The organism is Plantibacter sp. T3, assembly GCF_902506515.1.
GTDB classification, from domain to species: domain Bacteria; phylum Actinomycetota; class Actinomycetes; order Actinomycetales; family Microbacteriaceae; genus Plantibacter; species Plantibacter auratus.
Genome location: NZ_LR733286.1, coordinates 1,137,309 through 1,163,502 on the forward strand (window position 1 = coordinate 1,137,309; position 26,194 = coordinate 1,163,502).

The 26,194-nt window shown below is 69.4% G+C and carries 31 protein-coding genes; 17 read left to right on the forward strand and 14 right to left on the reverse strand.

The annotated features are described in order from the left end of the window. The first annotated feature begins 45 nt into the window (after positions 1-45). Genes GV015_RS05525 through GV015_RS05545 form a run of 5 tightly spaced genes read left to right on the forward strand, consistent with a single transcriptional unit; the run spans position 46 to position 3,529 of the window. Positions 46-1,206: a hypothetical protein gene (locus tag GV015_RS05525; protein ID WP_124768385.1), complete on the forward strand. Its 1,161-nt coding sequence runs from the start codon at positions 46-48 to the stop codon at positions 1,204-1,206. A gap of 16 nt (positions 1,207-1,222) precedes the next feature. Further along, on the forward strand, positions 1,223-1,792 hold the full coding sequence (locus GV015_RS05530) for a hypothetical protein (protein WP_159877167.1): 570 nt from the start codon (positions 1,223-1,225) through the stop codon (positions 1,790-1,792). Between the two features lie 40 nt (positions 1,793-1,832). Further along, positions 1,833-2,348 carry an ASCH domain-containing protein gene (locus tag GV015_RS05535; RefSeq protein WP_201299361.1) on the forward strand — a complete coding sequence of 172 codons (516 nt, stop codon included), beginning with the start codon at positions 1,833-1,835 and terminating at the stop codon, positions 2,346-2,348. Positions 2,349-2,384: 36 nt separating this feature from the next. Further along, positions 2,385-2,870 (forward strand): NUDIX domain-containing protein, encoded by a 486-nt coding sequence (locus GV015_RS05540; protein ID WP_236555338.1) that lies wholly within the window; start codon positions 2,385-2,387, stop codon positions 2,868-2,870. Continuing rightward, positions 2,867-3,529 carry an HAD-IA family hydrolase gene (locus GV015_RS05545; RefSeq protein WP_159877169.1) on the forward strand — a complete coding sequence of 221 codons (663 nt, stop codon included), beginning with the start codon at positions 2,867-2,869 and terminating at the stop codon, positions 3,527-3,529. The genes GV015_RS05540 and GV015_RS05545 overlap by 4 nt, the downstream gene beginning before the upstream one ends. On the opposite strand, the gene GV015_RS05550 is transcribed toward GV015_RS05545, so the two are convergent. Beyond that, entirely contained in the window at positions 3,479-5,152 is a 1,674-nt protein-coding gene (locus GV015_RS05550; RefSeq protein WP_159877171.1) for a RecQ family ATP-dependent DNA helicase, read from the reverse strand. The genes GV015_RS05545 and GV015_RS05550 overlap by 51 nt on opposite strands. Positions 5,153-5,303: 151 nt before the next feature. After that, positions 5,304-6,578, reverse strand: a complete 1,275-nt coding sequence (locus GV015_RS05555; RefSeq protein ID WP_159877173.1) for an MFS transporter — start codon at positions 6,576-6,578, stop codon at positions 5,304-5,306. A gap of 290 nt (positions 6,579-6,868) precedes the next feature. Between GV015_RS05555 and GV015_RS05560 the strand changes: the two genes are divergently transcribed. After that, positions 6,869-7,213, forward strand: a complete 345-nt coding sequence (locus GV015_RS05560) for a hypothetical protein (RefSeq protein WP_159877175.1) — start codon at positions 6,869-6,871, stop codon at positions 7,211-7,213. A 19-nt stretch (positions 7,214-7,232) separates the two neighbouring features. Here GV015_RS05560 and GV015_RS05565 read toward each other — a convergent pair whose 3' ends face one another. Beyond that, on the reverse strand, positions 7,233-8,135 hold the full coding sequence (locus GV015_RS05565; RefSeq protein WP_236555339.1) for a serine hydrolase: 903 nt from the start codon (positions 8,133-8,135) through the stop codon (positions 7,233-7,235). A 74-nt stretch (positions 8,136-8,209) separates the two neighbouring features. Between GV015_RS05565 and GV015_RS05570 the strand changes: the two genes are divergently transcribed. Then, entirely contained in the window at positions 8,210-8,680 is a 471-nt protein-coding gene (locus GV015_RS05570) for a hypothetical protein (protein WP_159877177.1), read from the forward strand. Here the strand turns inward: GV015_RS05570 and GV015_RS05575 are convergent, their stop codons facing one another. Next, a complete protein-coding gene (locus GV015_RS05575; RefSeq protein WP_159877179.1) occupies positions 8,681-8,968 on the reverse strand; it encodes a hypothetical protein in 288 nt (95 codons plus the stop codon). It lies immediately after the preceding gene. Next, on the reverse strand, positions 8,965-9,804 hold the full coding sequence (locus GV015_RS05580; protein WP_159877181.1) for an NAD(P)-dependent oxidoreductase: 840 nt from the start codon (positions 9,802-9,804) through the stop codon (positions 8,965-8,967). Before GV015_RS05580 ends, GV015_RS05575 begins: the two co-directional genes overlap by 4 nt. Positions 9,805-9,901: 97 nt before the next feature. Here GV015_RS05580 and GV015_RS05585 point away from each other — a divergent pair, with 97 nt between their 5' ends. Further along, positions 9,902-11,260: a PLP-dependent aminotransferase family protein gene (locus GV015_RS05585; RefSeq protein WP_236555562.1), complete on the forward strand. Its 1,359-nt coding sequence runs from the start codon at positions 9,902-9,904 to the stop codon at positions 11,258-11,260. On the opposite strand, the gene GV015_RS05590 is transcribed toward GV015_RS05585, so the two are convergent. Then, positions 11,217-11,768 carry an alpha/beta hydrolase gene (locus GV015_RS05590; protein ID WP_159877185.1) on the reverse strand — a complete coding sequence of 184 codons (552 nt, stop codon included), beginning with the start codon at positions 11,766-11,768 and terminating at the stop codon, positions 11,217-11,219. The two genes, GV015_RS05585 and GV015_RS05590, sit on opposite strands and share 44 nt — an antisense overlap. A 99-nt stretch (positions 11,769-11,867) precedes the next feature. Between GV015_RS05590 and GV015_RS05595 the strand changes: the two genes are divergently transcribed. The 4 genes from GV015_RS05595 (at position 11,868) to GV015_RS05610 (ending at position 14,200) form a co-directional block, all read left to right on the forward strand. Continuing rightward, positions 11,868-12,323 (forward strand): Lrp/AsnC family transcriptional regulator, encoded by a 456-nt coding sequence (locus GV015_RS05595; protein WP_079704740.1) that lies wholly within the window; start codon positions 11,868-11,870, stop codon positions 12,321-12,323. A 105-nt stretch (positions 12,324-12,428) separates the two neighbouring features. Beyond that, on the forward strand, positions 12,429-12,935 hold the full coding sequence (locus GV015_RS05600; protein ID WP_159880127.1) for a GNAT family N-acetyltransferase: 507 nt from the start codon (positions 12,429-12,431) through the stop codon (positions 12,933-12,935). A 36-nt stretch (positions 12,936-12,971) separates the two neighbouring features. Beyond that, on the forward strand, positions 12,972-13,568 hold the full coding sequence (locus GV015_RS05605) for a gamma carbonic anhydrase family protein (protein WP_159877187.1): 597 nt from the start codon (positions 12,972-12,974) through the stop codon (positions 13,566-13,568). Positions 13,569-13,663: 95 nt separating this feature from the next. Further along, a complete protein-coding gene (locus GV015_RS05610; protein WP_159877189.1) occupies positions 13,664-14,200 on the forward strand; it encodes an MOSC domain-containing protein in 537 nt (178 codons plus the stop codon). Positions 14,201-14,226: 26 nt separating this feature from the next. On the opposite strand, the gene GV015_RS05615 is transcribed toward GV015_RS05610, so the two are convergent. From GV015_RS05615 to GV015_RS05630, 4 genes are all read right to left on the reverse strand, one after another. Continuing rightward, positions 14,227-14,544, reverse strand: coding sequence for a transcriptional regulator (locus tag GV015_RS05615; RefSeq protein WP_159877191.1), 318 nt, complete (start codon positions 14,542-14,544; stop codon positions 14,227-14,229). Next, positions 14,544-15,053: a hypothetical protein gene (locus GV015_RS05620; protein ID WP_159877193.1), complete on the reverse strand. Its 510-nt coding sequence runs from the start codon at positions 15,051-15,053 to the stop codon at positions 14,544-14,546. Before GV015_RS05620 ends, GV015_RS05615 begins: the two co-directional genes overlap by 1 nt. A 45-nt stretch (positions 15,054-15,098) precedes the next feature. After that, positions 15,099-16,271, reverse strand: coding sequence for an amidohydrolase (locus GV015_RS05625; protein ID WP_159877195.1), 1,173 nt, complete (start codon positions 16,269-16,271; stop codon positions 15,099-15,101). A gap of 171 nt (positions 16,272-16,442) precedes the next feature. After that, positions 16,443-16,862, reverse strand: coding sequence for an Lrp/AsnC family transcriptional regulator (locus GV015_RS05630; RefSeq protein ID WP_159877197.1), 420 nt, complete (start codon positions 16,860-16,862; stop codon positions 16,443-16,445). Positions 16,863-16,932: 70 nt separating this feature from the next. Here GV015_RS05630 and GV015_RS05635 point away from each other — a divergent pair, with 70 nt between their 5' ends. The 3 genes from GV015_RS05635 to GV015_RS05645 all read left to right on the forward strand — a co-directional run bounded on the left by GV015_RS05635 (position 16,933) and on the right by GV015_RS05645 (position 21,290). Next, positions 16,933-17,559 (forward strand): LysE family transporter, encoded by a 627-nt coding sequence (locus GV015_RS05635; RefSeq protein ID WP_159877199.1) that lies wholly within the window; start codon positions 16,933-16,935, stop codon positions 17,557-17,559. 217 nt (positions 17,560-17,776) lie between these two features. Continuing rightward, positions 17,777-20,089, forward strand: a complete 2,313-nt coding sequence (locus GV015_RS05640; protein WP_159877201.1) for a DUF2510 domain-containing protein — start codon at positions 17,777-17,779, stop codon at positions 20,087-20,089. Positions 20,090-20,297: 208 nt separating this feature from the next. Next, a complete protein-coding gene (locus GV015_RS05645; RefSeq protein WP_159877203.1) occupies positions 20,298-21,290 on the forward strand; it encodes an NADP-dependent oxidoreductase in 993 nt (330 codons plus the stop codon). A gap of 77 nt (positions 21,291-21,367) precedes the next feature. Here the strand turns inward: GV015_RS05645 and GV015_RS05650 are convergent, their stop codons facing one another. After that, entirely contained in the window at positions 21,368-22,069 is a 702-nt protein-coding gene (locus GV015_RS05650; RefSeq protein WP_159877205.1) for an SDR family oxidoreductase, read from the reverse strand. Between the two features lie 132 nt (positions 22,070-22,201). On the opposite strand from GV015_RS05650, the gene GV015_RS05655 reads away from it, so the two are divergent. After that, positions 22,202-22,804 (forward strand): TetR/AcrR family transcriptional regulator, encoded by a 603-nt coding sequence (locus tag GV015_RS05655; RefSeq protein WP_159877207.1) that lies wholly within the window; start codon positions 22,202-22,204, stop codon positions 22,802-22,804. 49 nt (positions 22,805-22,853) lie between these two features. Here GV015_RS05655 and GV015_RS05660 read toward each other — a convergent pair whose 3' ends face one another. From GV015_RS05660 to GV015_RS05670, 3 genes are read right to left on the reverse strand one after another with little or no spacing between them, the layout of a single operon-like run. Further along, on the reverse strand, positions 22,854-23,582 hold the full coding sequence (locus GV015_RS05660; RefSeq protein ID WP_159877209.1) for a DUF3349 domain-containing protein: 729 nt from the start codon (positions 23,580-23,582) through the stop codon (positions 22,854-22,856). A 2-nt stretch (positions 23,583-23,584) separates the two neighbouring features. Beyond that, entirely contained in the window at positions 23,585-23,893 is a 309-nt protein-coding gene (locus tag GV015_RS05665) for a hypothetical protein (protein ID WP_159877211.1), read from the reverse strand. Positions 23,894-23,904: 11 nt separating this feature from the next. Continuing rightward, positions 23,905-25,116, reverse strand: coding sequence for an inorganic phosphate transporter (locus tag GV015_RS05670; RefSeq protein WP_159877213.1), 1,212 nt, complete (start codon positions 25,114-25,116; stop codon positions 23,905-23,907). A 225-nt stretch (positions 25,117-25,341) separates the two neighbouring features. On the opposite strand from GV015_RS05670, the gene GV015_RS05675 reads away from it, so the two are divergent. Beyond that, on the forward strand, positions 25,342-26,166 hold the full coding sequence (locus GV015_RS05675; RefSeq protein ID WP_159877215.1) for a helix-turn-helix domain-containing protein: 825 nt from the start codon (positions 25,342-25,344) through the stop codon (positions 26,164-26,166). Positions 26,167-26,194: the final 28 nt, after the last annotated feature.

Sequence of the window (26,194 nt, forward strand, 5' to 3'; positions counted from 1 at the left end):
ACCGCCGGCGGTGGTGGGATCGAGCGCTTCGATAAGGTCGAAAGCATGCTTCGTCTGATCGCCTTCGCGGCTCTCGGTGCTCTGCTCGGCGGCGTCATCGTGATCACCGTCGGTCCGCCCGACGTCGGGTACGCAGTCGCCGGTGTCGCACTCCCCGTCTTCATCATGACCTCGGTGCTCACGCTCGTGGCCCGGTCGGTGGGTAACGCCGTCGGTGCTTCGCCTCAGGCCGTCCAGCAGGCCAAGGACGCTCGTCGGCTCGGGGTCGCCCGCGTCGATGCGCTCCGTCAGACCGGCACCCAGATCAACGACCAGCCGCTGTGCGAACTCGACCTGACCGTCCAGCCGCTTCACGGAGCGGCGTTCGCGAGCACGATGCGCACCGTCGTACCGCTGACCGCCATCCCGATGTTCCAGCCGGGCACCGAGCGCGATGTCGCGATCCTGCTCGACGGCGGCCCCGAGGTCGCCTTCATCGACGCCGGCGAGCTCGCTCCGGCGGAGCGTTCACGGTTGCGCGTGCCGGCTCGCGCGTCCGTCCCGTTCCTCCCCGTCGAGCCGCACCGGCGCATCGTCGACGGACGGCGACGCGGACCGTTGCTCGGCGTCGGCCGGGCCGGTCGTCCCGGCCGCTTCGCCCTGTTCGCGATCGTCGCCATCGCGGCAGCGGCCATCGTGGTCGTGCCGTACCACCAGTCCGTCGCGCAGGCGATCGCTGCCCTCGAGGACGGACGCCTCCGACCCGACCTCCGTCGCCCGGGGGCGCTCGCGGAGGCGCAGCGCGCGCTCCAGGAAGCGATCGGTCATGACCGTGTGGTGTCGATCACGGTCGCCGCCGATTTCGTCATCGTCCAGGCGCCGCTCACCGTGGGGGACACGAAGACCGACCGGTGGGAGTACCGGTATGGCCAGGTCACCAACGACGGCGCGGCGAGCATCCAACCCGAATCGGCGGCCGAGCAGTTCTCCTGGTCGGACGTCGCGCTCGACCGCGTCTGGGCGTTGATGCAGGACGGCGCAGAGCAGGTCGGCCTGCCCGTGGGTGACGCGCTCGCATACGTCGTCCGGTCGACCGACACCGACGTCGACAGCCCCACGTTCGCCCGTTCGGCCGGACCGCCGCAGATCACCTTCAGTGTCGGGGACGACTACGGTTCCACCTCGTTCGTCGCCGATGCGGACGGCTCGGGCCTCACCGCGCGGTGAGCGGCATACTGTCCTCATGAACGGTGCACCGCAGTCCTTCCCGCCACTCGTCGTCGGCTCCGACCCGGTGCGGACGGAGCGGGCGACCCGTCCGGCGTTCGTGTTCATGCTGATCGCAGCGGCGCTGATCCCCGTGTTCGGGATGGTCCTCGCCGCACTGACCACGTCCAGCGGCGGGTTCGCCCTCGGCATGCTGTCCGGACTGTCCTTCAGTGTCGTCTCCTGGTTCATGCTGTTCGCTGTGGTGCAGTTCGCGACGGTCCGCGGTGCGCAGTCGGTGGCTCGCACGGTGCTGACGCTCGATGCGAATGGCCTTCGTGGCGTCATCCCGCAGGGCGAGGTCTTCCTCCCGTGGGGTGCGATCGAGCGCGTCTCGGTCCGCTCACGCGGCAAGTGGCGGATCCTGACCTTCCACCTCCTGCCCGGTCTCACCGCGCAGTCGCCGGGCGTCTCGACGACCCTCCCGCCGCGGTCGTTCGCCGCGCTCGGCAAGCTCGGGTTCCAGATCGGCGAGGTCGCGATCGATACACCGCTCGACACCGTGTCCGCGGCTGCGAGCGCGTTCACCGGCGGTCGCCTGCGCTGAGCTGCAGAGGTCTGTCGGATGGTCTGGCACGATCGAAGGTATGAACTCCCCGAACGACGCAGCACCGGTCGCGTCGCCCGACCATGACGCTGCGATCGCGATGTGGCAGGCGTACGCCGAGCATCGCGGCGGCGCGGGACTGGACGACGCCGACTACACCGTCGAGCACTTCGGCGACACAGCCGGGCTGGCCGACGAGCTGTTGGACATCGTCCTGAGCGGACGGAAGCGGGCCACCGCCGAACTCGTGTCGGAGTTCGCACACCGCGGCGACCCGCTTCCTCGGATCGGGTCGCACTGGATCGCGTGCGACAGCACCGGTGCTCCGCAGATCATCATCCGCAGCGTCGCCCTGCGCATCGGTCCGTTCGCGAGCGGAGACGCCGCGTTCGCGTTCGCCGAAGGTGAGGACGACCGCACGCTCGAGAGTTGGCAGCGCGAACACCGACGCTACTGGGAACGGACCAGTGCGGCCCGGGGCGCGGAGTGGTCGGAGTCCGAGGAGATCGTCTTCGAACACTTCGCCGTGGTGTGGCCGCCGGAGCACGCCGACTGACACGTTCCGGTCAGACCGGTTCCGTAGACTCCCCGCATGCCGATGTCCGACTACGTCGCCTCGATCCGCGCCCACATCGGGACCGGGTTCCTCATGCTCCCCGGGGTTACCGCGGTGATCAGGGACGGGGACCGGTTCCTCCTCGGTCGCCATCACCACTCCGGCCTCTGGAGCCTGATCGGCGGCGGCGTCGAGCCGGGTGAGGAACCCGCCGACGCCCTCCTGCGCGAGGTCCTCGAGGAGACCGGCGCCCGGGTCCGCATCCGCGGGATCGTCGGGGTGTACGGCGGCGAACCGATGATGGTGCGCTATCCGAACGGCGACCACGTCGGGTACGTGACCACCGCTTACGACTGCGAGCTGCTCAGCGAAGCGACCGCGGATCCCGAGGAGCTCCTCGAACTCGGCTGGTTCGCTCGGGACGAGATCCTGACGCTGCCGCGACGTGACTGGATCGATCGCGTCATCGCCGACGCTCCTGGGCATGAGTCGGCGGGCAGCGAGGAACGGGTCGAGTCGTGATCCGCGTCGTCCTGTTCGACCTCGACGGCGTGATCCGACACTTCGATCCGGCGCAGGCGTCCGACATCGAGGCCAGGTACGGACTCCAGCCTGGGGTGCTCGCCGGGATCGCCTTCGCGGCGCCGCTCATCGACGAGGTCACCACCGGCCGGATCACGAGAGCCGAATGGGTCGGCCGGATCGGCGGTCTCGTCGGTGACCGGGCAGCGGCGGAGGAATGGGGTGCTCAGACGTGGTCGGTCGACGACGCGCTGCTGGAGCTGTCCGACGAGATCCGAACCGCGGGCTTGACGACGGCGGTGCTCACGAACGGCACGGACACCATCGCTGCTGAACTCGCAGCCTCGGGCATCGCCGACCACTTCGACGCGATCTTCAACTCGGCGGACATCGGCTTCGCGAAACCCGACGTCCGTGCGTTCCAGCACGTGCTCGATGCTCTGCAGGTACGAGGAGAAGACGTGTTCTTCAGCGACGACTCGCCTGCGAAACTCGCGGGAGCAGAACAGCTCTCGATGTCCACACACCGGTTCACGACGGTCGAAGCCCTTCGGGGTCGCCTGCGCGACGCGGGGGTGCCGGTTCGCGGTGCGCAGGCGCCCGAGCGCTCAGGCCGAGGCGAGCTCGCGGGCGGAGAGGACGCCGGTCTCGAGCGCTGAGAGCGCCACAACCTTGTATCCCTCGGCGTCGAAGAAGATGGTGACGCGGTCGGGTTCGACGCCCATGACGGTGCCCGGACCGAACTCTTCGTGTTGCACCGCCTGGTCGACGTGCAACGGCGACGCGTGGCTGGCGCTGGCCGTCCCGGCGTGCTGCTGTGCCCGCTCCTGCTCCTGGTGCGCTTCGTGCCGTTCGCAGCCGTCGCAGTTCCCACACCACTCCGGGGCCTCGACACCGAAGTATTCCAGCAAGACCCGCCGGCGGCAGTGCGACGTCTCGGCGTAGGCGCGCATCATGGCCAGCCGCGACTCCGCGATCCGCTCGCGTGACTCGAGCGTCTCCCGCACGGCACCGATGGCGCGCTTCGGGCCGACCTGGTCGATGGCGCGGACGCCGTCGGCGGTGTCGATGAGCCCGGCGTCCGCGAGGTCGTTGACGAGGCGGGCGACCGTGCGCCGCGGCCGATCGAGCTGCTCCGCGAGATCGCCGACGGTCACGCCCGGGGTCGCGCGGATTGCCCGCCACACGGCGCGCAACGCCGACTCCGACACCGACCGCTTGGTGAAGAAGCGGCGGAGTCCGAGATCCTCCGCCCGGTAGTGCAGCGCGGTGGTCGCCGGCTCACCGTCCCGTCCCGCGCGGCCCACCTCCTGGTAGTAGGCGTCGAGCGACTCGGTGGTCGTGGCGTGCAGGACGAAACGCACATCGGCGCGGTCGATGCCCATGCCGAACGCGGAGGTCGCGACCACGACGTCGAGTTCGCCGGCGCGCCAGCGATCGTGGACGGCACGACGTTCGGTGCTCTTCAGACCCGCGTGGTAAGCGGCCACCCGGCGGCCCTCGGCCGCGATCTCGTCGGCGTACTGCTCCGTCTCGCGCCGCGTCGCGACGTAGACCAGCCCGGGCGCCGTCCAGGCGCGGGCTTCGTCGACGACCGCGGCCCGTTTCTCCGCTTCGCTCTCGTGGCGGTGGACGACGAGCCGGATCTCCGGCCGGTCGACGCCGTGCACCTGCACGTCCGGGTCGTGCATGCGCAGCCGGTCGATGATCTCCGCGCGGACAGGGCCGGACGCGGTCGCGGTCATCGCGAGGACGGGTGGATCGCCGAGTTCGCGGCGGACGTCGGCCAGGCGCAGGTAGTCGGGGCGGAAGTCGGTCCCCCACGAGGAGACACAGTGCGCCTCGTCGACGACCAGCAGCGAGACACCGGCCGTCCGGAGCCGGTCCACGGTCTCCTCGTTCGCGAGCTGCTCAGGAGCCAGCAGCACGTACACGGGGCCACCCTGGTCGACGAGCTCCCACGCGCTCGCGACCGCCGCCTGCCCGAGGGAGGCGTTGAGGGCGACGGCCGGGGGCGCGTCCGGCGCGGCTTCGATCGAGGCGAGCTGATCGGCCTGCAGCGCGACCAGCGGCGAGATCACCAGGGTCACGCCGCCGCGCTGAGCACCGGCGACCTGGTACACCGCCGACTTCCCGCCGCCCGTGGCGAGGACCAACAGGGTGTCACGCCCCGCGACCGCCGACTGGATCGCCTCCCGCTGTCCTGGCAGGAACGTCTCCCATCCGAACTCATCGCGGGCGATGCGATCGACGGAACCGGGGGATGTGCGAGAGGAACCCATGTCCGTGACGGTACCTCCGCCCACCGACCTCGCGAGCCCGCTTGACGAGTGCGACGGGCTCTGCAACACCATCCCAGCTGAACGGTGTCGGTGGCTCGTTCTAGCGTGGGATCCGGTCGACGTCGCATCCCCAGCTGACAGTCCTCGGGCCTCACCGGTGAGGCTTGAGCGAGACATCTTCGCGACGTCGGCCCGCCTTCGTTCGCGCGTGCGCCAACCCTGCTGACGCGACCGCGATCAGGACGAGGACCATGAGCGTCGGCATCGCGGCCTCGACGCCTCCCTGTGCGACGAGCCAACCGGTGAGCGCGGCGCTCGCCGCGATACCTGCAGCGGAAGCGGAGTTGATCCAGGTGAACCCCTGCGTCAGTTCCTGTGGGACGACCGTCGCCTGCACGATATGCGAGGACGAGGCGAGCAGCGGTGCGATCGCGGTCCCGCCGACGAGGAGCATGATCGCCAGCCCGGGCAGGGTCGGCCAGACGGTGCCGACGAGCACGGCGAGCGTGAGGACGACGGACGCGATCAGCTGCACGGTCGGAGGCTGTGGAGTTGATCGCAGCGCCCCGTACAGCGCACCGGCGACGATGCTCGCGGCACTGGAGAGCGCGAGGACGAGTCCGATGAACGGTTGCCGTCCCTCCGCGGTCGCCGCCGCCGTGACGAGGAGCGGTACCGCACCGAAGAAGCACCCCAGCCCGAGGTTCACCCCGAGCGCCGCGAGGAACGGCGGGGCGAGGAGGGTGGATCGGTGGGTGTCCGCCCCGCGGTCGGGTCGACGTCGCGGTATCGGTGCGGTGGAGCGTTGGAGGGAGAGTGCGACGCAGCCCGTGACCACGAGGATCCCCGCGGATGCGGATCCCGCCCACGGCGCGAGCAAGGAACTCAGGAGCGTCACGAGGATCGGTCCCGACAGGAACACGACGTCGTTCACGTTCGCCTCGAGGGAGAAGGCGGTCCGGAGCGCCTCGGGCTCCGGAATCAGACGTGACCAGCGTGCCGCCGACAGGGCGCCGGGCTGCGGGATCGCGGCGCCCGCGATGACGACGGTCGCCAGGGTGATGCCGATCGGCGCATGTCCTGCAGTGGTGATCGCGACGACGACTGCACTGACGTGCACGAGCACGGCCACCGGAAGGGTCGCCGTCTGGCCCCACCGGTCGATGAGTCGTGCGATCTGCGGACCGAACACCGCCTCGGCGAGGGCGAACGCCCCCGTCGCCGCACCTGCGACCGCGAACGATCCCGTCGCGTGCTGGATCGAGAACAGCAATCCGAGTCCGGTCATGGCGACGCCGAGCCGGGCGAGGGCCGCAGCGAGGAAGAACTGCGGCGCCCCGGCCCGGCCGAGGACACCGCGGTACCGGCTGGCGGCTGAGCGGACGGGGCCGGGGATGGAAGGTGGGAATGAGCGAGCAGTCGTCATGGACGATGCCTCCGAGGCGGAGCGGGGGATCGGTCGGCAGACAAGTCGGCCTGGGCTTCGACGATCACCACGACACCGCGGTACCCGTCCATCGTGCCCGCCAGGCCTGTGGGGCGCAAGCGCCGCGAGCCGTCCGTGGTGGACGGTCCGCGTCGGGCGTGGGTGGGTGGGTGGTGCGGTGGGGTTCGGTTTTCCGTGCTCCGCGGGCGGTCCCGGCGCTGGTATCTTACGGATGGCGCCGACACCACCGGGGTGTGACTCCGGGTGCGACGGCGGGTGACGAGGTATCGATGCGAACAGTCGGCGTACTGGACAGCGACGATCGCGCCCGCACGTCTGCCGTGTCGTGGCTCGGCTCCCACGCACCTGATCTGCAGGTGACGATCGCGGCGTCATCCTGGGGCGAGATGCTCACGGACGACCGGTTCCCACCGAGCGCCGTCGTGTTGTGCCCGCGAGCGGGTGACCGCGTCGACATCGCGTACAAGGCGCGTGTCTGCCGCATCCTCGACATCGACGTGGTCGTGCTCTCCGACGCTCCGCAGCAGGAGATCCGGTCGGGGCACCGGAGCGTCGGCGCCACATTCGTCTCGACCGTCGAAGCGGCGGCGGGAGTGCTCCGCGCCGGAAGCTGACCCGCGCCCGCAGCCGCGATCAGCCCGCGGTGTCGGTGAGGAGCGAGGACACGGAGGCCGCGATGCGGTCGGCCCCCTCGTGGTCCTCGGCGGTGATGGTGACCACGGCGTCGCCGGTGAAGATGACGAGCTGCCCGTAGGCACCGTGGAGTCGCCAGGCCGCGCCCGGACCGTCCCATCCGGCGAGCGCATACCGCTCGTACCCGGCGCCGGTTCCGGAGGGCACCCAGTCGGTGTGCATGGCGTCGATCCACTCCGGCGACAGGAGCTGCTCGCCCGCCCACCGGCCGCGGTCGCGGATGAGGCGGCCGATGCGCGCGAGTTCCGTGGTGCGGAGCTGCAGCCCTCCGCCGGATGCGATGAATCCGCGGGGGCACCGCTCCCAGGGCGCGTCGTGGATGCCGAGCGGTGCGAGGAGTCGCTGCTCGAGGTAGTCGCCGACGTCGCCGACCCGAGTCTCGAGCGCGCGCATCGCGGTGTAGGTGCTGGCGTTCGAGTACTGGAAGACGCGACCGCGGGACGGCCTGCTCAGGAACTCGAGGGCCAGGTCCGGCCAGTCGGACAGGAGGGTCGGCGACCAGGGGAGGTCGACGCCGCTCGTCATGTTCAGGAGGTGCCGGAGGGTGACGTCGGCGGTGCCCTCGCCGAAGTCGGCTTCCGGGAACACGGTGCCCAGCGTGGTGTCCATCGTGATCAGGCCGTCGTCGATGGCGAGACCGGCGGCGAGCACGCAGACGCCCTTCGCTGCGGAGTGGATGTCCTCACGGACGTCCTCGGTCCAGCGATGCTCGGCTTCGTCATCACCGGCGAGCACGTGCAGGCCGTGTGCGCCGAAGCCCCGCTCGGCGACCTGCTGGACGATGCGGTCGCGGAGGAGGGCTGCTCGGGTGGTGTCGGCTCGGATCGGATCGGGTCGGGTCACCGGTCCAGTCTGCCCGACGGGCGTCCTCGGCACCTACGCTGAAGACCTTGGTCCATTTGGGGAGGGATCGCATCATGCGTCGGACAATGCTCGGCCTCATCGGCATCGTCCTCGCCTGCGCGCTCGCAGGCTGTGGATCATTGCAGATCAGGCCGGACTACGACACCACGAAGTCGGAGGCGCTCTCGCTCCGTGCCGAGTTCGAGGCGACGCTGCCTGCCGACAGCGCGTCGACGGGGGTCGAGGACGACGTCGACATCCAGTGCACCGGTGGCGCCGCGCAGTTCAACGGGATCCTGACGGTCAGCGTCGCAGCGGACTTCGACCGTGCCGCCTGGTTGGACGATGCGGCCGCGATGTACGCCGGACGCGCGGGATGGAAGGTGGAGAAGAAGGTCGCCGCGGATGGATCGTCAGACGCCACCCGGGCCGTGGCGTTCACGTCTGACGACGGGTTCTACCTGCGTCTCGGGGAGTTCGCCGACGCGCCCGAAGTAGGCCCGGTCATCGTGTTGTCCGCCTCGGGGCCCTGCAGCGTCCGCTGATCACGGCGACGGAACGTCTGCGACGTCGCGTCCAGGCTCCGCGAGCTCGGCTGACGGATTCGGGCGCGGCGCGGCCCACCCGCCCGTCGCCCAATGGAGCGCCGGTAGGAGGATCCACGTGAGCGACGCGACGAGGACGGTCGCGTTTGCGACGACCGTGGCCAGGCGGGGCCAGTCGCTGGTGAGCGGGTCGAGGCCGATGTTCAACGCGACGCTCATCGGCAGGACCCCGGCGAGGGTGACGACGGCCTGCCGCCAGGATCCGCGACGGAATCGCCGCCGATTCACGCGAAGAACCCGTCGCGCCAGCTCGGGTAACGCAACGTGAGACCTGCCGCTCTGGCGGCGGCGTTCGACACCGGGCGGCCGATGTCACCGGAGGTCGATGATGTCGGCGGCGGCGCGCCGACTGCAGCGGCGAACCGCGGCACCCACTCGTGGCCACTGGCGGGTTCGTCGTCGACGACGTTCCACGTCCCGCGACCCCATCCGAGTGCGAGCAGGAGCGCCGCGGCGGCGTCGGAGGTGTGCACGAACGAGGTGACGGTCTCCGTGGCTGGGAGCTCGCCCGCACGGGCGGCATCGCCGAAGCGTCCGGCGGTCGAGTACCAGGTTCCGGGCCCGTAGAGCTGGCCGAAGCGGAGGACCCCGCCGTCATCGAGCTCCCGCACGGTGCCCTCGAGGGCACGCACCGCGGAGATCGTCGTCTGCCGAGGCTCCGGTGCGTCCAGATCGAGCGGATCGGACTCCGTCGCGAGCTCACGACCGGGGGAGTGGATCCAGGAGATGCTCTCCGCGACCATCCGCGACGTTCCGACCTCGTGGGCCGCGTCGACGAGGTGACGGGTGCCCGCGGTGCGCAATCGTGCGTTGCTCCCTGAGTCTCCCGCGGTCAGATCGGTCAGGAGGTGCACGATCGCGTCCGGCCGGGTCTCGACCACCGCCCGCACCGTCGCGGTCCGGTCGAGGGCGTCCAGCAGGAACGGTGTCGCCCCGGTGTCCGCGACGCGCGCGAACTTCGAGAGTGACCGGGTCGTCGCGATCACCTCGTGACCTGCTGCCCTGAGCATCGGGATGAGCGCGCGCCCGAGCACGCCTGATCCGCCCGCGATGAACACCCGCATGAGCACGTCCTTCCAGAAGATGCGGTTCGACCCTATTCCGCCGGTGGACCGATGATGAGGTCCAGAACGAGCCGCATATCCTGGTCCAGTGGACCTGATGCTCCAGCTGGACCCGACGTTGCCGAAGACCCGTGCCGTCGAACACGCCATCCGGGCCGCGATCGCCGATGGCCGGGCCCTACCCGGGATGCGATTGCCGTCGTCCCGGGAACTCGCGCTCGAGCTCGGGGTGGCTCGCAACACGATCGTGGCCGTCACCGACGACCTCGTCGCCGAAGGTGTTCTCGAGGCCAGAGCCCGCGAGGGCATGTTCGTCGCGCGCAGCGTCGCGCCAATCCACAGCGCAAGCCGGACGGCAGCGAGTGCCGGACCGGAGTTCGACCTCAGGCCGGGGCGACCTGAGGCGGGGTCCTTTCCGACCGCGCGTTGGCTCACCGCCATCCGGCGTGCCGGCGCCGCACCTGCCGACGTCGACTCCGACGGTGCCGGCAGCATGGCGCTGCGCTCCGAACTCGCCTCCTACCTCGCCCGCGCTCGCGGGGTGGAGACGACCGCTGACGCCATCGTGATCTGCGCCGGCTACCGGACTGCCAGCACGCTCCTCGCAGCAGCGCTCGCGGCAGGCGGAGCGTCGTCTGTCGCGATCGAGGACCCGTCGCTGTTCGGCATCGAACGCCCATGGTCGACGTCGGGGTTCACCGTGTCCGACCTCGTCGTGGACGAGGACGGCGCGGACATCGGTCGGCTCGATGCCCGCACGGACGCCGTCGTGCTGACGCCGTCGCACCAGTTCCCACTGGGTGGGGCGTTGGCTCCGGCGCGACGTCGACTCGTCGTGGATTGGGCGATGGCGAACGACAGAGGGTTCATCGTCGAAGACGACTACGACGGCGAGTTCCGCTTCGACCGCCGCCCGGTCGCCGCGTTGCAACGGTCGGCACCGGAGCGCGTGGTCTACGCCGGCAGCGTGAGCAAGACCCTCGCTCCAGACCTCCGGCTCGGGTGGCTCGTGTTGCCGCGCGACCTCGTGCGTCCGGTCGTCGAGGCGTCCGAAGCGCTCACGGGCGGCGCGCCGATGCTGAACCAACTGGCTCTCGCCGACCTCATCAGGACCGGCGAGTACGAGCGCCACATCCGCCGTCAGCGCCGCGAGTACGCCCGCCGTCGCACCCATCTCCAGCAGGCGCTGCGCAGCGTCGGTCTCGAGGTCCCCGGTCTCGCTGCCGGGCTGCACGGCCTCATTCCGCTCGGCGATGCCGCCCCGACGGTGCTGTCCCGGCTCGAGTCCCAACCCGATTACGTCGGCGTCCATCGCCTCGCGCGCTACACCCGGAGCCACGACCGCCCGGAGGCCCTCGTCGTCGGGTTCGCCACGCCGTCGCGAGCGCGGTTCGAACCGGCGATCGCGGCCCTCACGCCGCTGCTGACCGCTCGCGACTCCCGACCCCCGCGCTGAACGCGGTCAGCAGTCGCCGGCCCTCCGGCCAGGCGCCGAGTCCACTGGCGGAGTTCACGTGGCCCTGCCGCCCGACGCTGATCCGAGGCACGCCCCACGTTGCGGCGAACCCGGCTGCGCGTGCCTCCGAACAGTACGGGTCGTCGTCACTGGCCACGAGCAGTGCGGGTGCGGATGGCCGGACATCGAGATCCTCGGCGAACGCAGCGGCGACCCTCGGGAACCGCGGCCCGTCGGGATCGGGTGCAGCGACGAGGAACAGCCCGGCGACTCGTGCAGGGTTCGCCGCCGCCCAGCGGACGGCCAGCAGACACGAGAGGCTGTGGGCCACCAGGATCGCCGGTTCGTCCGCCACCGCCCGGTCGAGCGCAGCGGACCAGTCGTCGAGATCCGGCTCGTCCCAGGAAGCCGGTGCGAACCGTCGGATCGCAGGCGTCGCGCGCTCCCAGTGGGACTGCCAGTGGGCGTCGTCGGATCCACCGATCCCGGGCATGGTGATGATCGACATGGGATTCCTTCGTCGTGGCTGGGTGATCTGCCCTCAGCGTGCCAGTCGGACCCTCGGTGTCAGCAGCTGGAGCGTCATCATCCGTTGTTTACTAAGCAGATGACGGACGATGCTTCGCTTTCCTTCGATCGAACGGATCAGACGATCCTCGACGTGCTCCAGGTCGACGGGCGAACCACGATGACCGACCTCGCCCGGCTCGTGCACCTGTCCCAGCCGGCAGTGTCGGCGAGGGTCCGCAAGCTCGAGCTCGCCGGGTACATCACCGGCTACGGGGCGCGGGTCTCGCCGCGGAAGCTCGGGCTCACGACGCACGCCGTCGTCCGACTGCGGACGACCCACGCGCAGATCCAGGCGTCACTGACCCAGTTCGACGAGCTGCCGGAGATCCACCGGATCTACCGAGTGACCGGCGAGGACTGTTTCGTCCTCGACGTGCACGCCCCCTCGCCGGAACGCCTCGAGCAGATCATCGACGCCATCGGCCGGTTCGGTCCCGTCAGCACGGCCCTGGTGCTGCGCGAGTACCCGGCCCACCCCATCGCCAGCCGCTGAGTCTCAGTCGGCGGTACCCACGTCGCATCGGGGTGGTCGAGTGCGCCCGGCGGCGACTACCGTTGACGGGTGTTCACCGTGATCAACCTCGCCGACGGCGTCGACATGCGGCCCTTGGAGCTCGGCGATGCGAAGGCGCTCGCTGCGGCGTACTCGCGGAACCGCGACCATCTGGCCCCATGGGAGCCGGCTCGATCCGACGAGTTCTTCACCGAGGCCGGGCAATCGGCGGACCTCGCCAGCAAGCTCGCGTCGAGTGCCGCCGGGAGCGGATACTCGCTCGGTCTGTTCGACGGCACGAGCATCGTCGGCCGGTTCAACCTGTCGGGGATCGTCCGCGGGCCGTTTCAGAACGCCGGTCTGGGCTACTGGGTGGATGCGGAGTACGCGGGTAAGGGCCTCGCGACGGCCGCCGTGCAGGCGATCGTCCGGGTGGCGCGCGACGACCTCGGCCTGCATCGGGTCGAGGCGAGCACCCTGCTGCACAACCATGGTTCGCAACGGGTGCTTCGCAAAGCCGGGTTCGAGCACATCGGCATGGCTCCGTCGTACCTGCGGATCGCCGGGACCTGGCAGGACCACAACCTGTACCAGGTGATCCTGCACCGCTGACCGTCCTGTACCGGACGCCTTCGCTATCGTGAGCGCATGCTGATCAGACACCGGGACCGCGAACCGTCGATCCACGCGACCGCGACCGTCGCGTCGTCCGCCATGATCGTGGGCGATGTCAGGATCGAGGCGGGTGCGCGGATCCTGCACGGTGCGGTGGTGTCCGCCGAAGACGGCGAGGTGGTCATCGGCGAGGACACCGTCGTCATGGAGCATGCCCTGATCCGCGGACGGTCCGGTCACCCAGCGCTCATCGGAGCCGCCGTCATGATCGGGCCGCACACGCACGTGAACGGCAGCGTGGTGGCCGACGAGGCGTTCATCGCCACGGGTGCCTCGCTGTTCCCCGGCAGCCGAGTCGGGCACGGTGCCGAAGTCCGGATCAACGGTGTCGTCCAGGTCAACACCGTGCTGGAACCGGGTGCCGTGGTTCCCATCGGATGGGTCGCGGTCGGAACACCGGCATCGATCCTCCCGCCCGAACGTCACGATGAGATCTGGGCGATCCAGCGACAGCTCGATTTCGGCGGGACCGTGTACGGCGTCGGACCCGAGGTGTCGATGCGCGAGCTCATGCGGCGTCAGTCCGAGTTCTACGGAGCCCATGCAGGCGACGAGCCCGTCGGTCGCTGAGGCCAGCCCGAAGTGCTCCTCGTCGTCCACGGACGTCATGGCGCACAGCGCCGAGGCCTGTGGAGTTCCTCGCTTCCCCCGTGCACACTGGGGAGATGACAAACGCCCGTGTCGTCTCGGTCAGCAGCGACGATGAGCACCGTTTCTCCAAGCCGCGACGGGACGCGATCACGCTCGTCGCCGGGCTGGGCGTCGAAGGGGACGCGCATTTCGGTGCGACGGTGCAGCATCGATCCCGGGTGAGACGAGACCCCACGCAGCCCAACCTCCGGCAGGTCCACCTCATCCACCGGGAGCTGTTCGCGGAGGTGGACGCCGACCTCACCCCGGGTGAGCTGGGCGAGAACATCACCACCGAGGGACTGGACCTTCTCGACCTCCCCGCGGGTGCAGTGCTCCGACTCGGAACGGACGCCGTCGTCGAGGTGACTGGGCTACGGAACCCGTGTGTCCAGATCGACCGCTTCGAACCGGGCCTGCTCAAGCAGGTCGTCGGTACGGATGCCGAGGGCCGCACCGTCCGCAAGACGGGAGTCATGGGTGTGGTGCTCGTCGGCGGCGTCGTGCAGCCCGGTGACCCGATCACCGTGGAACTGCCGGACGGAGTCCTCGAACCGCTCGCGCCGGTGTAGACGGTGCTGAGATGGTGACCCCGAAATCACTCGACCGGTACTCCTGCGGCGATGCTCGCCAGCGCTGCAAGGTGCGCCTCGAGTGCGGTCGAACCGGCGGGCGTGAGCTTCACCCAAGTGAGCCGCCGCGAGTCGGTGCGGGCTGACGATCGTTCTTTGTGAAGTGAGATCAACCCGGCGTCGGCCAACACTTTGAGGTGCTTCGAGAGCTTCGCATCGTCGATGGCGAGTGCATCACGCACGACGGAGAACTCCAGTTCGTCGACGCTCCGGAGGAGTCCGCAGATCCTCAGTCGCAGGGGCGCGTGGATCAATTCGTTGAAGGCGGGTGCGGGACTGCTCATCAGGCAGGCGAGGTTCTCGGGGCCGCGATCTCCTGGCGGAGCGCCTCGTCGTATCGCCGTCCCAGCACGACGGTCGCCACGAACGTCACACCTGCCGGGACGAGTGCCCACCACGGCGAGACGTCGAGGAACTTGAACGCCAGGCTGCACGACATGGCCGCGACGAGCATGACGAGTGTCGCGATCAGCAGGCGCCTGCTGCGAGGGCCAGCCGGCTTCGTGACGACGACCCCGGACACCCGGGCATACGTCGTGGTCAGGATGGGTAGCGCGACGATTCCCAGGGTGATCGCGGCGATCGGCCACACGCCGGGAAGGGCGTGGGCGCCGGCGAAGACCGCTGTGATGAGGCCGAGTGCCGGGTGGTACCACCACGGCGTGATGATCCGCGTGGCGAGTCGCTCGTGGTCGCGCGCCAGCTCGGCGAGCGCGGTCTCCGCCTGAGCCCGGGCTGCCCGGTCTGACGCCGATTGCGCGTCCTCCATCCGGCCGTCAAAGTCGCTTTCCATGATCGCAACTCTATGTCGTGGGTTGCGATGAACGCAACTGAGCGTTCAGTCGAGGAATTCGCGGACCGCACGCGCGAACACCCGTGTGCCGGTGTCGATGAGTTGGTCGGGGAAGTCGAAGTCCGGGTGGTGCAAGTCGGGGCCATCAGCGCTGCGTCGGGACCCGATGAAGAACATGGCCGAGGGGGCGACGGCTCGGAAGCGACCGAAGTCCTCCGACCCTCGCTCGACGACACCGGTCGTGTGGGGCACGCCTTCGTGATCGAGCGCCCGACGGAGGAGGGTGACGGCTGCAGGGTGGTTCTCGCAGTGGTGGAAGACGTCCGCCTCCTCGACGGTGACACGGAGACCTTCCTGCTCGGCCACGTCGACGGCCAGGTGTCCGGCATCGGCGCGGAGCGCGTCCATGCCGTCGTCGGTCATGGTGCGCAGGGTCGCCCAGATCTCACCGTGCCCGGGTGCCACGCCGAATGCCCGCTCGCCGAGGGCGGCGTGGGTTACCGTCACGAGCCGGTAGTCCGAGTCGATCTCGGTTCCGCGTCCGAGTGCAGGAAGCGACGTGAGTAGCCTGGCGATCGCCGTGGCGGGGGAGACGCCGCCTTCCGGCGCCGACGCGTGGGTGGGTTCGCCGTCCAGGATCACGCGGACGCCGCGCGACGCACAGTTCACGACGCCCTCATCGAGCACCACCTGACCCAACGGCAGTGACGTCAGGTTGTGGAGCGCGAGTGCCAGATCGGGGTGCAACCGTTCGAAGGCGGGATCGGCGAGCACGGCCGCCGCACCGACCGCGTTCTCCTCGGACGGCTGGAACAACAGCACCACGCGACCCCGTGTCGGTCGACGACGGCCGAGCAGGAGGCCCACGCCGGCGAGGACGGTCATGTGGCCATCGTGTCCGCACTGGTGACCGACGCCGTCGTGCTCGGAGCGGTACGAGACCTCCGTCACCTCCGTGATGGGGAGCGCGTCGAGTTCCGCGCGGAGCAGGAGTGTCGGGCCGGTGTCGGCACCGGAGTAGGCCACCGCCACCCCGTGGCCGCCCAGCCCGGTCACGATCTCGTCGGGCCTGGTGGCGGCGAGGAACTCGGCGACCGCGGCCGCGGTGCGGTGTTCGCTGCCGGACAGCTCGGGGTGACGGTGCAGCTGTCGACGGAGCAGGATCAGTCGGTCGAGGTCATTGGTCGCGAGCTCGGTGCCATGGGGCTGCGGGTGCATCGATGCTCCTGTCTGTGGGCGCGTCGATCGGATACCGCTTCGATGACGGCGTTCTGTCTCGCGCCTCCGAAGCCGTCGCGTCAGTCTGCCTGCTCGGGATGAGCCGGGCGTATGTGGTGGTGATCCATCGATGTCCCGTCCGAGTGTCGCATCGGAACACGGCTTCGATGCCTAGCGGAGTGCCAGCCGCGTCTGCGTGTGGGTCGCGCCGCCATCGTTCTTCATGCTGCGGAGGAGGCGGTCGAGGGCGGCGGTGCCGGCGACACGGATGTGGACGAGGTAGTCGTAGGCGCCGGTGACGTGCACCGCGTCTCTGATCTCGGGGATCCGACGGGTCCACTCCAGGAACTCCTCCGACTTGCGCGCGGGGTCGAGTCGGACGTCGATGAACGCCTCCAGGCCGTCCTCGGCGACCGGGGCATCGGAGCCGAGGATCGCGCGGTACCCGGTGATGACGCCGCTGTGCTCCAGGCGACGCACACGGGCCGCCGTCGCATTCGTGCTCAAGCCGATCTGGCGACCGAGCTCACTGAACGAAATCCTCGCGTTCACCTGGAGCACGTCGATGATTTCACTGTCGAGATCGTCCATGCGACACAGTATGCCGTCTCACTGCCGGAACGCACCGTCGCTACCGTCGCGCTGCGCCAGAGTCGTCGGCATGGATGTCCTCCTCGCTCTCTTCGCCGGTTCCGTCGCCGGCCTCGCGCTGGCTGCTCCGCTCGGTGCGATCGGGATCCTGCTCCTGCAGGAGGGCATCACGCGCGGGTTGCGCAGTGGACTGCCTGCCGCCGCCGCCGTGGCGACGGTGGACGTGTCGTACTGCGCGGCCGCCGTCGCTGCCGGTGCGCTCGCCGGTCCCATCGTGAGCGGCTGGTCTCCCTGGCCGCAGCTCCTCGGTGGTGTCGCCGTCATCGCGCTCGGAGCGCACGGACTCCTGCAAGGTTTGCGCGCAAAGCCGCCAGCGGGGGACCGGCCGGCGGGGCGCACGGGCTCCTCGCGTCAGCGCTACCTGCTCTTCCTCGGCCTGACGGCGCTCAACCCGGCCACCCTGGTGTACTTCGCGGCGATCCTGACCGGGCTGGCCGAGTTCACGGAATCAGGGTCGACGGCGGTCGCCTTCATCGCGGGTGTCGGGCTCGCATCCTTCGGCTGGCAGGCGCTGCTGGTCGCGCTCGGAGCCGGACTCCGGCGGAGGACGGGCGCGTCCTTTCGGAGGTGGACGGCCATCGTCGGCAACGGCTTGATCGTCGCATTCGGTGTCGCCCTCATCGTCCAGGCGCTGTGATCTTCGCCCTGTGAGCGCCGGCTCGTCCGTCGATCAGCGCCTCGCCGGCACGTCCCCCCAGGGGTTCCGGGACGTCGGCGCGACGATCTGACCGCTCGAGGTCGTGCGGTGACGGCGGGCCGATTCGCTTCCCGATTCCCGTGAATCGAATATCGTATGTTGCGTTGCTTTGATGGGGTCATCGCAGTGATGCGTTCGGATTGAAGGGGGATGTCGGGTGACGGAATCGCATGGGGGTACGCCGGCCGGTTGGTATGCGGACCCGTGGAACCCGACCGGGCAGCGGTACTGGAACGGCTCGGAGTGGACCCCGCAGGTGCACAGCGGAGTTTCGCAGCAGCCGCAGCAGCCGCCGCAGCCACGACCCGTGCAGCAGCCACCAGCCCCACAGCAGGCTCAGCGTCAGCCACAGCAGCCACACCAGTCGAAGCATCCCGGCAAACGGCGGGGCCGCACGATCGGCATCGTCACCGGGAGTGTCGCGATCGCGGCTGCGCTCGCCGTCGTGGCGGCGTTCGTCGTGGTCCCTGCCGTGACCGGCGGCGACGAGGGCCGTATCACCACCGACCAGTCCGCACTCTACGACTTCACCGCCCCACAGGCGGGCCTCGAACGCGACCACGAGTTCGAGATCGACGTCGACTACGACGTGAAGGCAGAGAACAAGAAGCGGGCGGACGCCGACGACCTCGACCGCGGCGGCAACGCACCCCCGTGGGCGTTCCAGGTCTTCTACGACGCGGCTCTGACGAAGCAGGCCGAGTACTCGGTGTACCAGTCCGACTCCGGTGGCGGCGTCACGATCTCCGGAACCGAACTCGGGAAGACGTTCGGGAAGACCGAGGCGGACATCCTCGACGAAGCCGGAGCGTCCCGCGGCCGCTGGGGCCTGCACGACGAGTACTTCCTCGTAAGTCGGCTCGAGAAGGACGGCACCGAGCGGGACAAGCCGCTCGTGACCAAGTTCACCGTCGAGTCGGAGTACGAGGCACCCGAGGTGACCTTCGGGGCGGCCGACGACAGCGGCGGTGTCACGCTGTCCTGGGAGTCGGTGGAAGGCGCCGACACCTACCTGATCGTGCACCACGAGGTCACCAAGCGGGGTGACGGCGTCTTCAAGCTGGTGGCCGAGGTCGACGGGACCGAGTGGTCCTCCGCTGGCGACACCGAGAGCTTCGAGGCGAAGGAAGCCCCCTTCGTCAGTCGTCAGAACATCGGGCTGCAGGCCTACAACTACCGTTCGCAGACCGAGGACGACGTGACCGGCGGCGAGGAGCAGGACGCCGGCGAGGAGGAGATCGCCGCCGAGACGATCGGGTTCGACCTCGGCGTGATCGCCACCGACGGAACAGCCTTCTCCCCGTACAAGCCGTACGACTTCACCCGCTCCGCCGGATTCCTTCCGCTCGAGGTCGCGTCGAACTCCACGCGGGCGCTGAAGAACTGGGGTGCCAGCGGCTACATCGAGGGCATCGAGAACGTGCAGAAGGTGCTGCCGTTCGTCTCCGTCGACGGGCGCACCCGCTCGACCGTCGCGTACCTCGATGACAGCGCCGTGCTCGACTACGGCGATCGATGGGTCGTCCCGCTCCGTGGGCGCAACACGCAGCTGGGGGAGTGGATCCCGATCACGAAGCGGTCGACCCCCGACCCGGTCGCAGCCATCGCCCAGTTCAACGCCGCAGCGCAGGAGGCTGCCCCGCCGACCGGCATGCCGCGGTTCGACGCCTTCGTGGCACCCGAGAACACCGACGCCGAACCGGTGTCCGAGGTGCCACCCACCGACTACCCGGTCTACGGCAGCACCGAGTTCACCCGGTTCCTCGCCGGGCACCTGATCGCCCAGACGAAGTCGATCGACATCTCCGAGTTCGTCGACACTCCGGGAGCGCCCGACCCGTACGACGCCGTGTACGAGGCGCGGGCCCAGAACCCCTACGTCTTCAACGTCAGCTACGTCGGACTCCGCGACGGGGGAGACACCCTGCTCGTGACGTATTCGCTGCCGAACGACGAGGTGGCGGCGCTGCAGGCGCAACTCAAGCAACGCGTCGACGAGGTCGTGGCGGCAGTGGCACCCGAGGGGCTGAGTGATCGGGAGAAGGTCACCGCGCTCAACGAGTGGCTCGTCTCGAATGCTGAGTACGACGACACCGCCTTCGCGACCCTGCAGGGCGACGCGTTCGACGGGGTCCCGGCCGGCTACGAGTACGCCTGGAACGCCACCGGGACGCTGCTGCAGGGACTCGGCGTGTGCGCGAGCTACTCCTACGCCTTCAACGCGCTCGCGAACGCCGCGGGTGTGCAGACGGTGGTCGTGACCGGGGATGTCCTCTCCGGTGGGCCGCACGCATGGAACAAGGTGTTCGTGGACGGGCAGTGGCTCGCCGTCGACGCCACCTGGAACGACGGCGGCGATCCCTCGGCCTACCTCATGATCCCCGACTCGGGCTTCACCGACTCGGCGCAGCGGGTCGAAGACACGTACTGGATGATCGACTCGTCGATCCCCGCGTACGCGACCCCCTGATCGGCGAGCATCCTCGTCGTCGAGGGTCTGACGGCTGCCGCTCGACCAGCGGCCCGATGGTCTTGTGGTGCCCAGTCGGGGCGTGAAGTGGTTGGGGGAGTTGGGCGTCGGGGTGGCTGTGGGGGCTCCTTGACAAAATAACTGAGTCTGCTCATAATTGAGCTAACTCGGGTCAATCCGGGGAATCGACCCGGAAGGAGCCCCACCCATGAGGGCGTTCACCATCTCGAGCTACGCGTCCCCACTGCACGAGACCGAGGTGCCCGAGCCCGTCGTCGGCGCCGGCGACGTCCTGGTGCAGGTGCAGGCCGCCGGCCTCAACCAACTCGACGAGAAGATCCGTCTCGGCGAGTTCAAGCAGATCCTCCCGTACCGGTTGCCGATCATCCTCGGCCACGACGTCGCCGGCACCGTGATCCGCGTCGGCGCGGATGTCCGCAGCTTCAAGCCCGGTGACGAGGTCTACGCGCGTCCTCGTGATCACCGGATCGGGACCTTCGCCGAGCGCATCGCTCTCGCAGAGGCGGATGTCGCGCTCAAGCCGGCGTCGATCAGCATGGTGGAGGCAGGATCGCTGCCGCTCGTCGCACTGACCGCCTGGCAGGCCCTCGTCGAGCTCGGCGACGTGCAGCCCGGTCAGAAGGTCCTCATCCACGCCGGTGCGGGCGGGGTTGGATCGATCGCGATCCAACTCGCCAAGCAGCTCGGTGCGGAGGTCGCGACGACGGCCAGTGCCTCCAACGCGGACTTCGTGCGCGAACTCGGCGCGGACACCGTGATCGACTACCGCACCGAGGATTTCGAGCAGTTCCTCCGGGGAAACGACTTCGTGCTCGACAGCCTCGGCGGCGAGAACCTCGAGAAGTCGCTCCGCATCCTCAAACGCGGTGGAACGGCCGTCGGCATCGCCGGACCGCCCACCCCGGACTTCGCCCGGTCCGTCGGTCTCAGCGCGGTGCTCCGGCTCGCGATCTCCGCACTGAGCGGCAAGATCCGCAGGCAGGCCAAGCGGCTCGGCGTGAGCTACCGGTTCCTCCTCATGCAGGCGAGTGGTGACCAGCTGCGCGAGATCACCGCCCTCATCGACAGCGGCGCGATCCGTCCCGTCGTCGGACGGGTGTTCCCCTTCGACGACGCGGTGGAGGCACTCGGCTCGCTCGCCGGTGGCGGCATCCGTGGCAAAGCGGTCATCGCGGACTAGTCAGTGATGACAGCGAGAGTGCACAAAACGCTCCCAAACACGACGTTTGGGAGCGTTTTGTGCACTCTCGGGAAGGGTCAGGCGAGCTGCGGGTAGACCGCCTCGAGTGGGGCGCTGAGCCCGGCCTTGAGCTGCACCGAGGTGTCGTCAGCGAGGACTTCGTACTCGCCGGCCTCCGTCGCGTCGAGTGCCTTCGTCACGAGGACGGCGGGGTCGAGCTTCGGGTCGGTCGCACCGGCGGCCATTGCCGTGTCCACGTAGCCGACATGCACGCCGACGACGTGCACGCCCGCGGGGGCGAGCTCGAGGCGCAGCGAGTTGGTCGCCGACCAGAGCGCGGCCTTCGTGGCGCTGTAGATGCCTGCGACGGCGTACCAGCTGAGGGCGGAGTGGATGTCGATGATCGCGGATCCAGTGTTGGCGGCGAGGATCGGTGCGAACGCGCGAGCGAGGAAGAGTGGGCCGAGGAAGTTGGTCTCCACGTTGGTGCGGATCTCCTCGTCGGTGTGCGACAGGATGCCGGGCGTCGACGCGTTCGTGCCGGCGTTGTTGATGAGGATCGTGACGTCGGGGGCCGCGACGACGACGGCGGCGATCGAAGCGGGGTCGGTGACGTCGAGCGCGAGTGGGACGACACGCTCGTCGTCCCAGGTGCGCGGGTTCCGAGCCGTGGCGTAGACCTTGCTGGCGCCGCGTTCGAGGGCGTCGCGGACGAAGTTGGTCCCGATGCCGCCGTTCGCGCCGGTGACGAGGACGACTGCTCCGTTGAGTGAGGGCATGTGGCTGACCGTTCTGTTCGAGTGAGTGGTTCCGAAGTGGTCGTGGAACAATGAGCGACATCCAGCGATGCCGCGATCCAGTGACTATGCTCACAACTGAGCGCAATCATCTTCTATTCCCGAAGGACACCCATGACCGTCGATTCCCGACCGCTCGGACGCCGCGAGCGCAACAAGCTCGACAAACTCGAACGCATCACTGCAGCCGCCGGCGAGCTGTTCGCCGAGCACGGGGTCGACGACGTGACCACGCAGCAGATCGCCGACCGGGCCGACATCGGTACGGGCACGCTCTTCCTCTACGCGAAGACGAAGGGTGAGCTCCTGCTGCTCGTGCAGAACTCCACCTATGCGGATGCACTCGTCCGCGGGGTGGCCGACGCCCAAACCGCAGCCGACCCGCTCGATGCGGTCATGGCGATCATCCGTCCGGTCGTGGAATGCAATCGGAAGCAGGTCGACAACGGCCGCACCTACCTGCGGGAGATCGTCTTCGGCGATCCCGAGGAGCCGTATCATCGCGCCGCGCTCGCCCTCACCGTGCAGACCGAGGAGGCGATCGCCGCGGTGTTGCGACGAGACGACCTCATGACCGCCGAGCGCGCAGCGACGACGGCGCACATCGTGTCCGCGATCATGTTCGTCAGCATGGCGGCGACGATCAACGCCGGGAACACCATCGACGAGATCGTCGCCGAGATCGAAGCGCAGGTGCGGGTGATCCTTCCGAGCTGAGCCGGGAACCGTCCTGTAGGTGACCCGCAGCGCGGACTGCGGGCGGGTTTCAGACCGCGAAGTCGCTCGGCCACCCGTGGTCGGCGAGCGACCGGCGGACACGCTCCACGTCCTCGTCACTCGGCAGTTCTGCGGTGACCCGCGCGATCGCGGTGGCGACGTCGACCCGACTGAGCGACGTGTCGCCCTCGGCCGCGAGGCGTGCGCCCACCTCGGCCACCTCGGCGTCACTCAGCCGACGGCGGAGGAGCGCCACGAGCGGGACGAAGTCCTGGTCGGGGAATCCTGCGGGATACCCGGCTCGGAGCCAGCGCACGATGCGGGCGACCAGCCCTCCGCGTTCCTCGAGGAGGGTCGCGCGCGCAGCCCGACCACCGTCATGGTCAGTCGCCGCCGCGCGGACGTCGTCCGGGCTGCCGAGCGGCCACCCCGCGCTCGCGAGCCGGGCGGAGACGCGGACGAGGTCCTCCGGGAGCGCCGGACCGAGGAGGAGCTGTTCGACGCGCGCCCGCAGACGATCCTGACCGATCAGCTCGCCGGACGCCTCCGCCTGCTCCGCATCGATGAGTAGTCCGCCGACGACCTCGTCCAGCTCCTCGGGGGTGAGGCTCCGGCGGAGGATGCCGAGCAACGGCACATAGTCGTGCTCGGGCACGCCCGACGGGTATCCGGCGCGGAGCCAACCGACGACGCGCGCCACCACGCCGGACCCACTGCCGGTGGCCGGTTCGCGGATCGCGTCGGCTCCGGTCCCGCCGGCGCCGTTCTCGTCCGACATCCTCAGTCCTTCGGGGTGAAGGTCGGGAACACGTGGTCGAAGCTGACCTCCTGCCCCAGGCCGGTGGCCACGATGATCGTGAGTCCGACCAGCACTGCGGCGACGACGACGGCGAAGCACAGCACCCCGATGGCCCGGAGGAGCCCCGACGGGAGCGTCGGCGCGGTCGACCCGCTCCGGTCGTCGGACCCGGCGCCTCCGGCGACCGCGAACGAGCGGACACCCAGCGCGAAAAGCGCGGGAAGACCCGCACCGAGCACGAGCGCGATGACGGCCACCTGGGCGGCGGCTTCGAGGAAGAGCATGAACATGTCCGACGTCCTTACGCTGCGGTCTTCTGCGACGAGCGGGCGGGGGCGTCCTGCCAGTCGTCGTTCACGTTGTGGGATCCGATGCTGTCGCGGCGCGAGCGGAGGTAGATGGTGAGCGCGACGCCGGCGAGGATCGCGACCATGAGGATCCCGCCGATCGCCCCACCCGCGAGGTGACCGACCCACCACATCACCGCGCCCATGAGGGCGGCAGCCGGGAGGGTGATGACCCAGGCGACGACCATCCGGAGCGCCACCCGCCAGCGCACCTGCGCGCCCGGTCGTCCGACCCCGGAACCGAGGATCGATCCGGTCGCGACGTGCGTGGTGCTGAGGGCGAAGCCGAGGTGGCTCGAGGCGAGGATGACGGCGGCGGAGGAGCTCTCGGCGGCCATGCCCTGCGGCGTGTTCAACTCCACGATGCCCTTGCCGACGGTGCGGATGATCCGCCACCCGCCGATGTACGTGCCGAGCGAGATCGCGAGGGCACAGGCGAGCTTCACCCAGAGCGGGACCGATTCGGTGTCGTCCCAGCCGCCGGCCGCGATGAGCGCGAGGGTGATGACGCCCATCGTCTTCTGTGCGTCGTTCGTGCCGTGGGCGAGCGACACGAGCGACGCGCTGCCGATCTGCCCGATCCGGAAGCCGCGATGGAGACGCCCCTGGGCGAGGTTGCCGATGACGCGGAAGACGAGCCAGGTGCCGATCGCCGCCACCGCGCCGGCGAGCAACGGCGACATGAGCGCCGGGAGGATGACCTTGCCGACGACGCCGTCGAGCTTCGAGCCGTCACCGGCCCAGTTCACGCCGTTCAGGCCCAGGCCCGCGAGCGTCGAGCCGATGAGACCCCCGAAGAGCGCGTGCGACGAGCTCGACGGAAGACCGAGCAGCCAGGTGAGCAGGTTCCAGATGATGCCGCCGATGAGCCCGGCGAGCACGATCAGCAGGAGCGCCGAGCCGCCGCCCTCCAGCAGCGCCGGATCGGGAGCTCCCGACGAGTCCTGGATCTTCACCACCGCGTTCGTGACGGTGAGCGCGACTTCGATGCTCAGGAACGCCCCCACGAGGTTCAGCACCGCCGAGAGGGTGACCGCGACCTTCGGCGGCAGCGCACCGGTGGCGATCGAGGTGGCCATCGCATTCGCCGTGTCGTGGAAGCCGTTGGTGAAGTCGAAGGCGAGCGCCGTGATCACGACGAGCGAGAGCAGGATGATGGGGTCCACGGCGACGAGCTTGCTCCTCGATAGGGGGATCGACAACGGGTGAGCGGGCGGATTCACCCGTTGTTCACGTGGGGAGGGGTGAGAGGGGGCGAGCGCGGGCCCTCAGTCCACCTTGGCGAGCCCGACCCGTTCGAACGCCGTCGAGGTGATCGCGTGTCGATACAGTGTGAGGCGGCGCCTCCGACCACTGTGGACCGAAGGCGAACTGACGGCTGGCGGGGGCTCATGGGCGAACGGCGACATCTCGGACTGCACCTCGACCACCGCGTCCACGAATTCAGCCTCCTCCTCCAGGACCCACCGTTCGACGACATCGAACCCGAGACGCGAGCGTGGCTCCGGGCCCGGTACGCCGAGATCGTTCCCGTCGTCCTCCCGGCCGCATTGCGCGCCGTGGAGCGCGGCGGACCCATCTCGCCCAGGTGTCTCGCCGAGCTGAGAGGTGTGGCGATCCGTTCGGCGAACGAGCCGGGGGCGACCTTCTCCACGGCCCTGCGGGGGTCGTATCCGGCGTTGGCGGTGTTCTCAGCGGTCATGTTCGAACTCCAGCACGCCCGACCCTCGCAGGTCGTGCTCGCCATGACGCGCGCGACCTGGGTGGCTCACGAACTCGGATCCTGCTGGGTCGAGAGTTGGGACCAGGAGCGGGCGCGGCTCGATCGGGCTCAGGGATCGCTGGTGCCGGTCGGAGAGGTCGGCGCCGAGGGTGTGGACGAAGCGCCGGTCGAACTGATCGCCACCGGTCCGGAGCTCGACGAGACCGAGCAGCACATGCTGACGCTCACCGCCTACGGGCTCTCGAACGATGACATCGCCAAACAGACGAACTACAGCCGACAGGCGGTCAGCTGGCACCTCGGCAAGCTCATGAAGGCCTGGAACGTGCAGAATCGGACCGCGCTCGTGGCGGTGGCGTTCGTCCGCGGTGTGCTCGCCGCCAGATTCCGCCGCCGTCCGTCGACTCCGGCGCAGCTCGAAGCGGCGCACCGTCATCCAGCAGTCGCCCTGGCGAAGCCCAGCGAGCGCGAGGACGACGACCAGCTCGCGTGACGACCACGGTGGCCCGCGCCTCTATCAC

Bases quoted from the DNA above. Each gene is read 5' to 3' on its own strand.
- GV015_RS05525 (WP_124768385.1), top strand. From the start codon at position 46: ATGCTTCGTCTGATCGCCTTCGCGGCTCTCGGTGCTCTGCTCGGCGGC.
- GV015_RS05530 (WP_159877167.1), top strand. From the start codon at position 1,223: ATGAACGGTGCACCGCAGTCCTTCCCGCCACTCGTCGTCGGCTCCGAC.
- GV015_RS05535 (WP_201299361.1), top strand. From the start codon at position 1,833: ATGAACTCCCCGAACGACGCAGCACCGGTCGCGTCGCCCGACCATGAC.
- GV015_RS05540 (WP_236555338.1), top strand. From the start codon at position 2,385: ATGCCGATGTCCGACTACGTCGCCTCGATCCGCGCCCACATCGGGACC.
- GV015_RS05550 (WP_159877171.1), bottom strand. From the start codon at position 5,152: ATGGGTTCCTCTCGCACATCCCCCGGTTCCGTCGATCGCATCGCCCGC.
- GV015_RS05555 (WP_159877173.1), bottom strand. From the start codon at position 6,578: ATGACGACTGCTCGCTCATTCCCACCTTCCATCCCCGGCCCCGTCCGC.
- GV015_RS05560 (WP_159877175.1), top strand. From the start codon at position 6,869: ATGCGAACAGTCGGCGTACTGGACAGCGACGATCGCGCCCGCACGTCT.
- GV015_RS05570 (WP_159877177.1), top strand. From the start codon at position 8,210: ATGCGTCGGACAATGCTCGGCCTCATCGGCATCGTCCTCGCCTGCGCG.
- GV015_RS05580 (WP_159877181.1), bottom strand. From the start codon at position 9,804: ATGCGGGTGTTCATCGCGGGCGGATCAGGCGTGCTCGGGCGCGCGCTC.
- GV015_RS05585 (WP_236555562.1), top strand. From the start codon at position 9,902: ATGCTCCAGCTGGACCCGACGTTGCCGAAGACCCGTGCCGTCGAACAC.
- GV015_RS05590 (WP_159877185.1), bottom strand. From the start codon at position 11,768: ATGTCGATCATCACCATGCCCGGGATCGGTGGATCCGACGACGCCCAC.
- GV015_RS05595 (WP_079704740.1), top strand. From the start codon at position 11,868: ATGACGGACGATGCTTCGCTTTCCTTCGATCGAACGGATCAGACGATC.
- GV015_RS05600 (WP_159880127.1), top strand. From the start codon at position 12,429: ATGCGGCCCTTGGAGCTCGGCGATGCGAAGGCGCTCGCTGCGGCGTAC.
- GV015_RS05605 (WP_159877187.1), top strand. From the start codon at position 12,972: ATGCTGATCAGACACCGGGACCGCGAACCGTCGATCCACGCGACCGCG.
- GV015_RS05610 (WP_159877189.1), top strand. From the start codon at position 13,664: ATGACAAACGCCCGTGTCGTCTCGGTCAGCAGCGACGATGAGCACCGT.
- GV015_RS05615 (WP_159877191.1), bottom strand. From the start codon at position 14,544: ATGAGCAGTCCCGCACCCGCCTTCAACGAATTGATCCACGCGCCCCTG.
- GV015_RS05620 (WP_159877193.1), bottom strand. From the start codon at position 15,053: ATGGAAAGCGACTTTGACGGCCGGATGGAGGACGCGCAATCGGCGTCA.
- GV015_RS05625 (WP_159877195.1), bottom strand. From the start codon at position 16,271: ATGCACCCGCAGCCCCATGGCACCGAGCTCGCGACCAATGACCTCGAC.
- GV015_RS05630 (WP_159877197.1), bottom strand. From the start codon at position 16,862: ATGGACGATCTCGACAGTGAAATCATCGACGTGCTCCAGGTGAACGCG.
- GV015_RS05635 (WP_159877199.1), top strand. From the start codon at position 16,933: ATGGATGTCCTCCTCGCTCTCTTCGCCGGTTCCGTCGCCGGCCTCGCG.
- GV015_RS05645 (WP_159877203.1), top strand. From the start codon at position 20,298: ATGAGGGCGTTCACCATCTCGAGCTACGCGTCCCCACTGCACGAGACC.
- GV015_RS05650 (WP_159877205.1), bottom strand. From the start codon at position 22,069: ATGCCCTCACTCAACGGAGCAGTCGTCCTCGTCACCGGCGCGAACGGC.
- GV015_RS05655 (WP_159877207.1), top strand. From the start codon at position 22,202: ATGACCGTCGATTCCCGACCGCTCGGACGCCGCGAGCGCAACAAGCTC.
- GV015_RS05660 (WP_159877209.1), bottom strand. From the start codon at position 23,582: ATGTCGGACGAGAACGGCGCCGGCGGGACCGGAGCCGACGCGATCCGC.
- GV015_RS05665 (WP_159877211.1), bottom strand. From the start codon at position 23,893: ATGTTCATGCTCTTCCTCGAAGCCGCCGCCCAGGTGGCCGTCATCGCG.
- GV015_RS05675 (WP_159877215.1), top strand. From the start codon at position 25,342: ATGGGCGAACGGCGACATCTCGGACTGCACCTCGACCACCGCGTCCAC.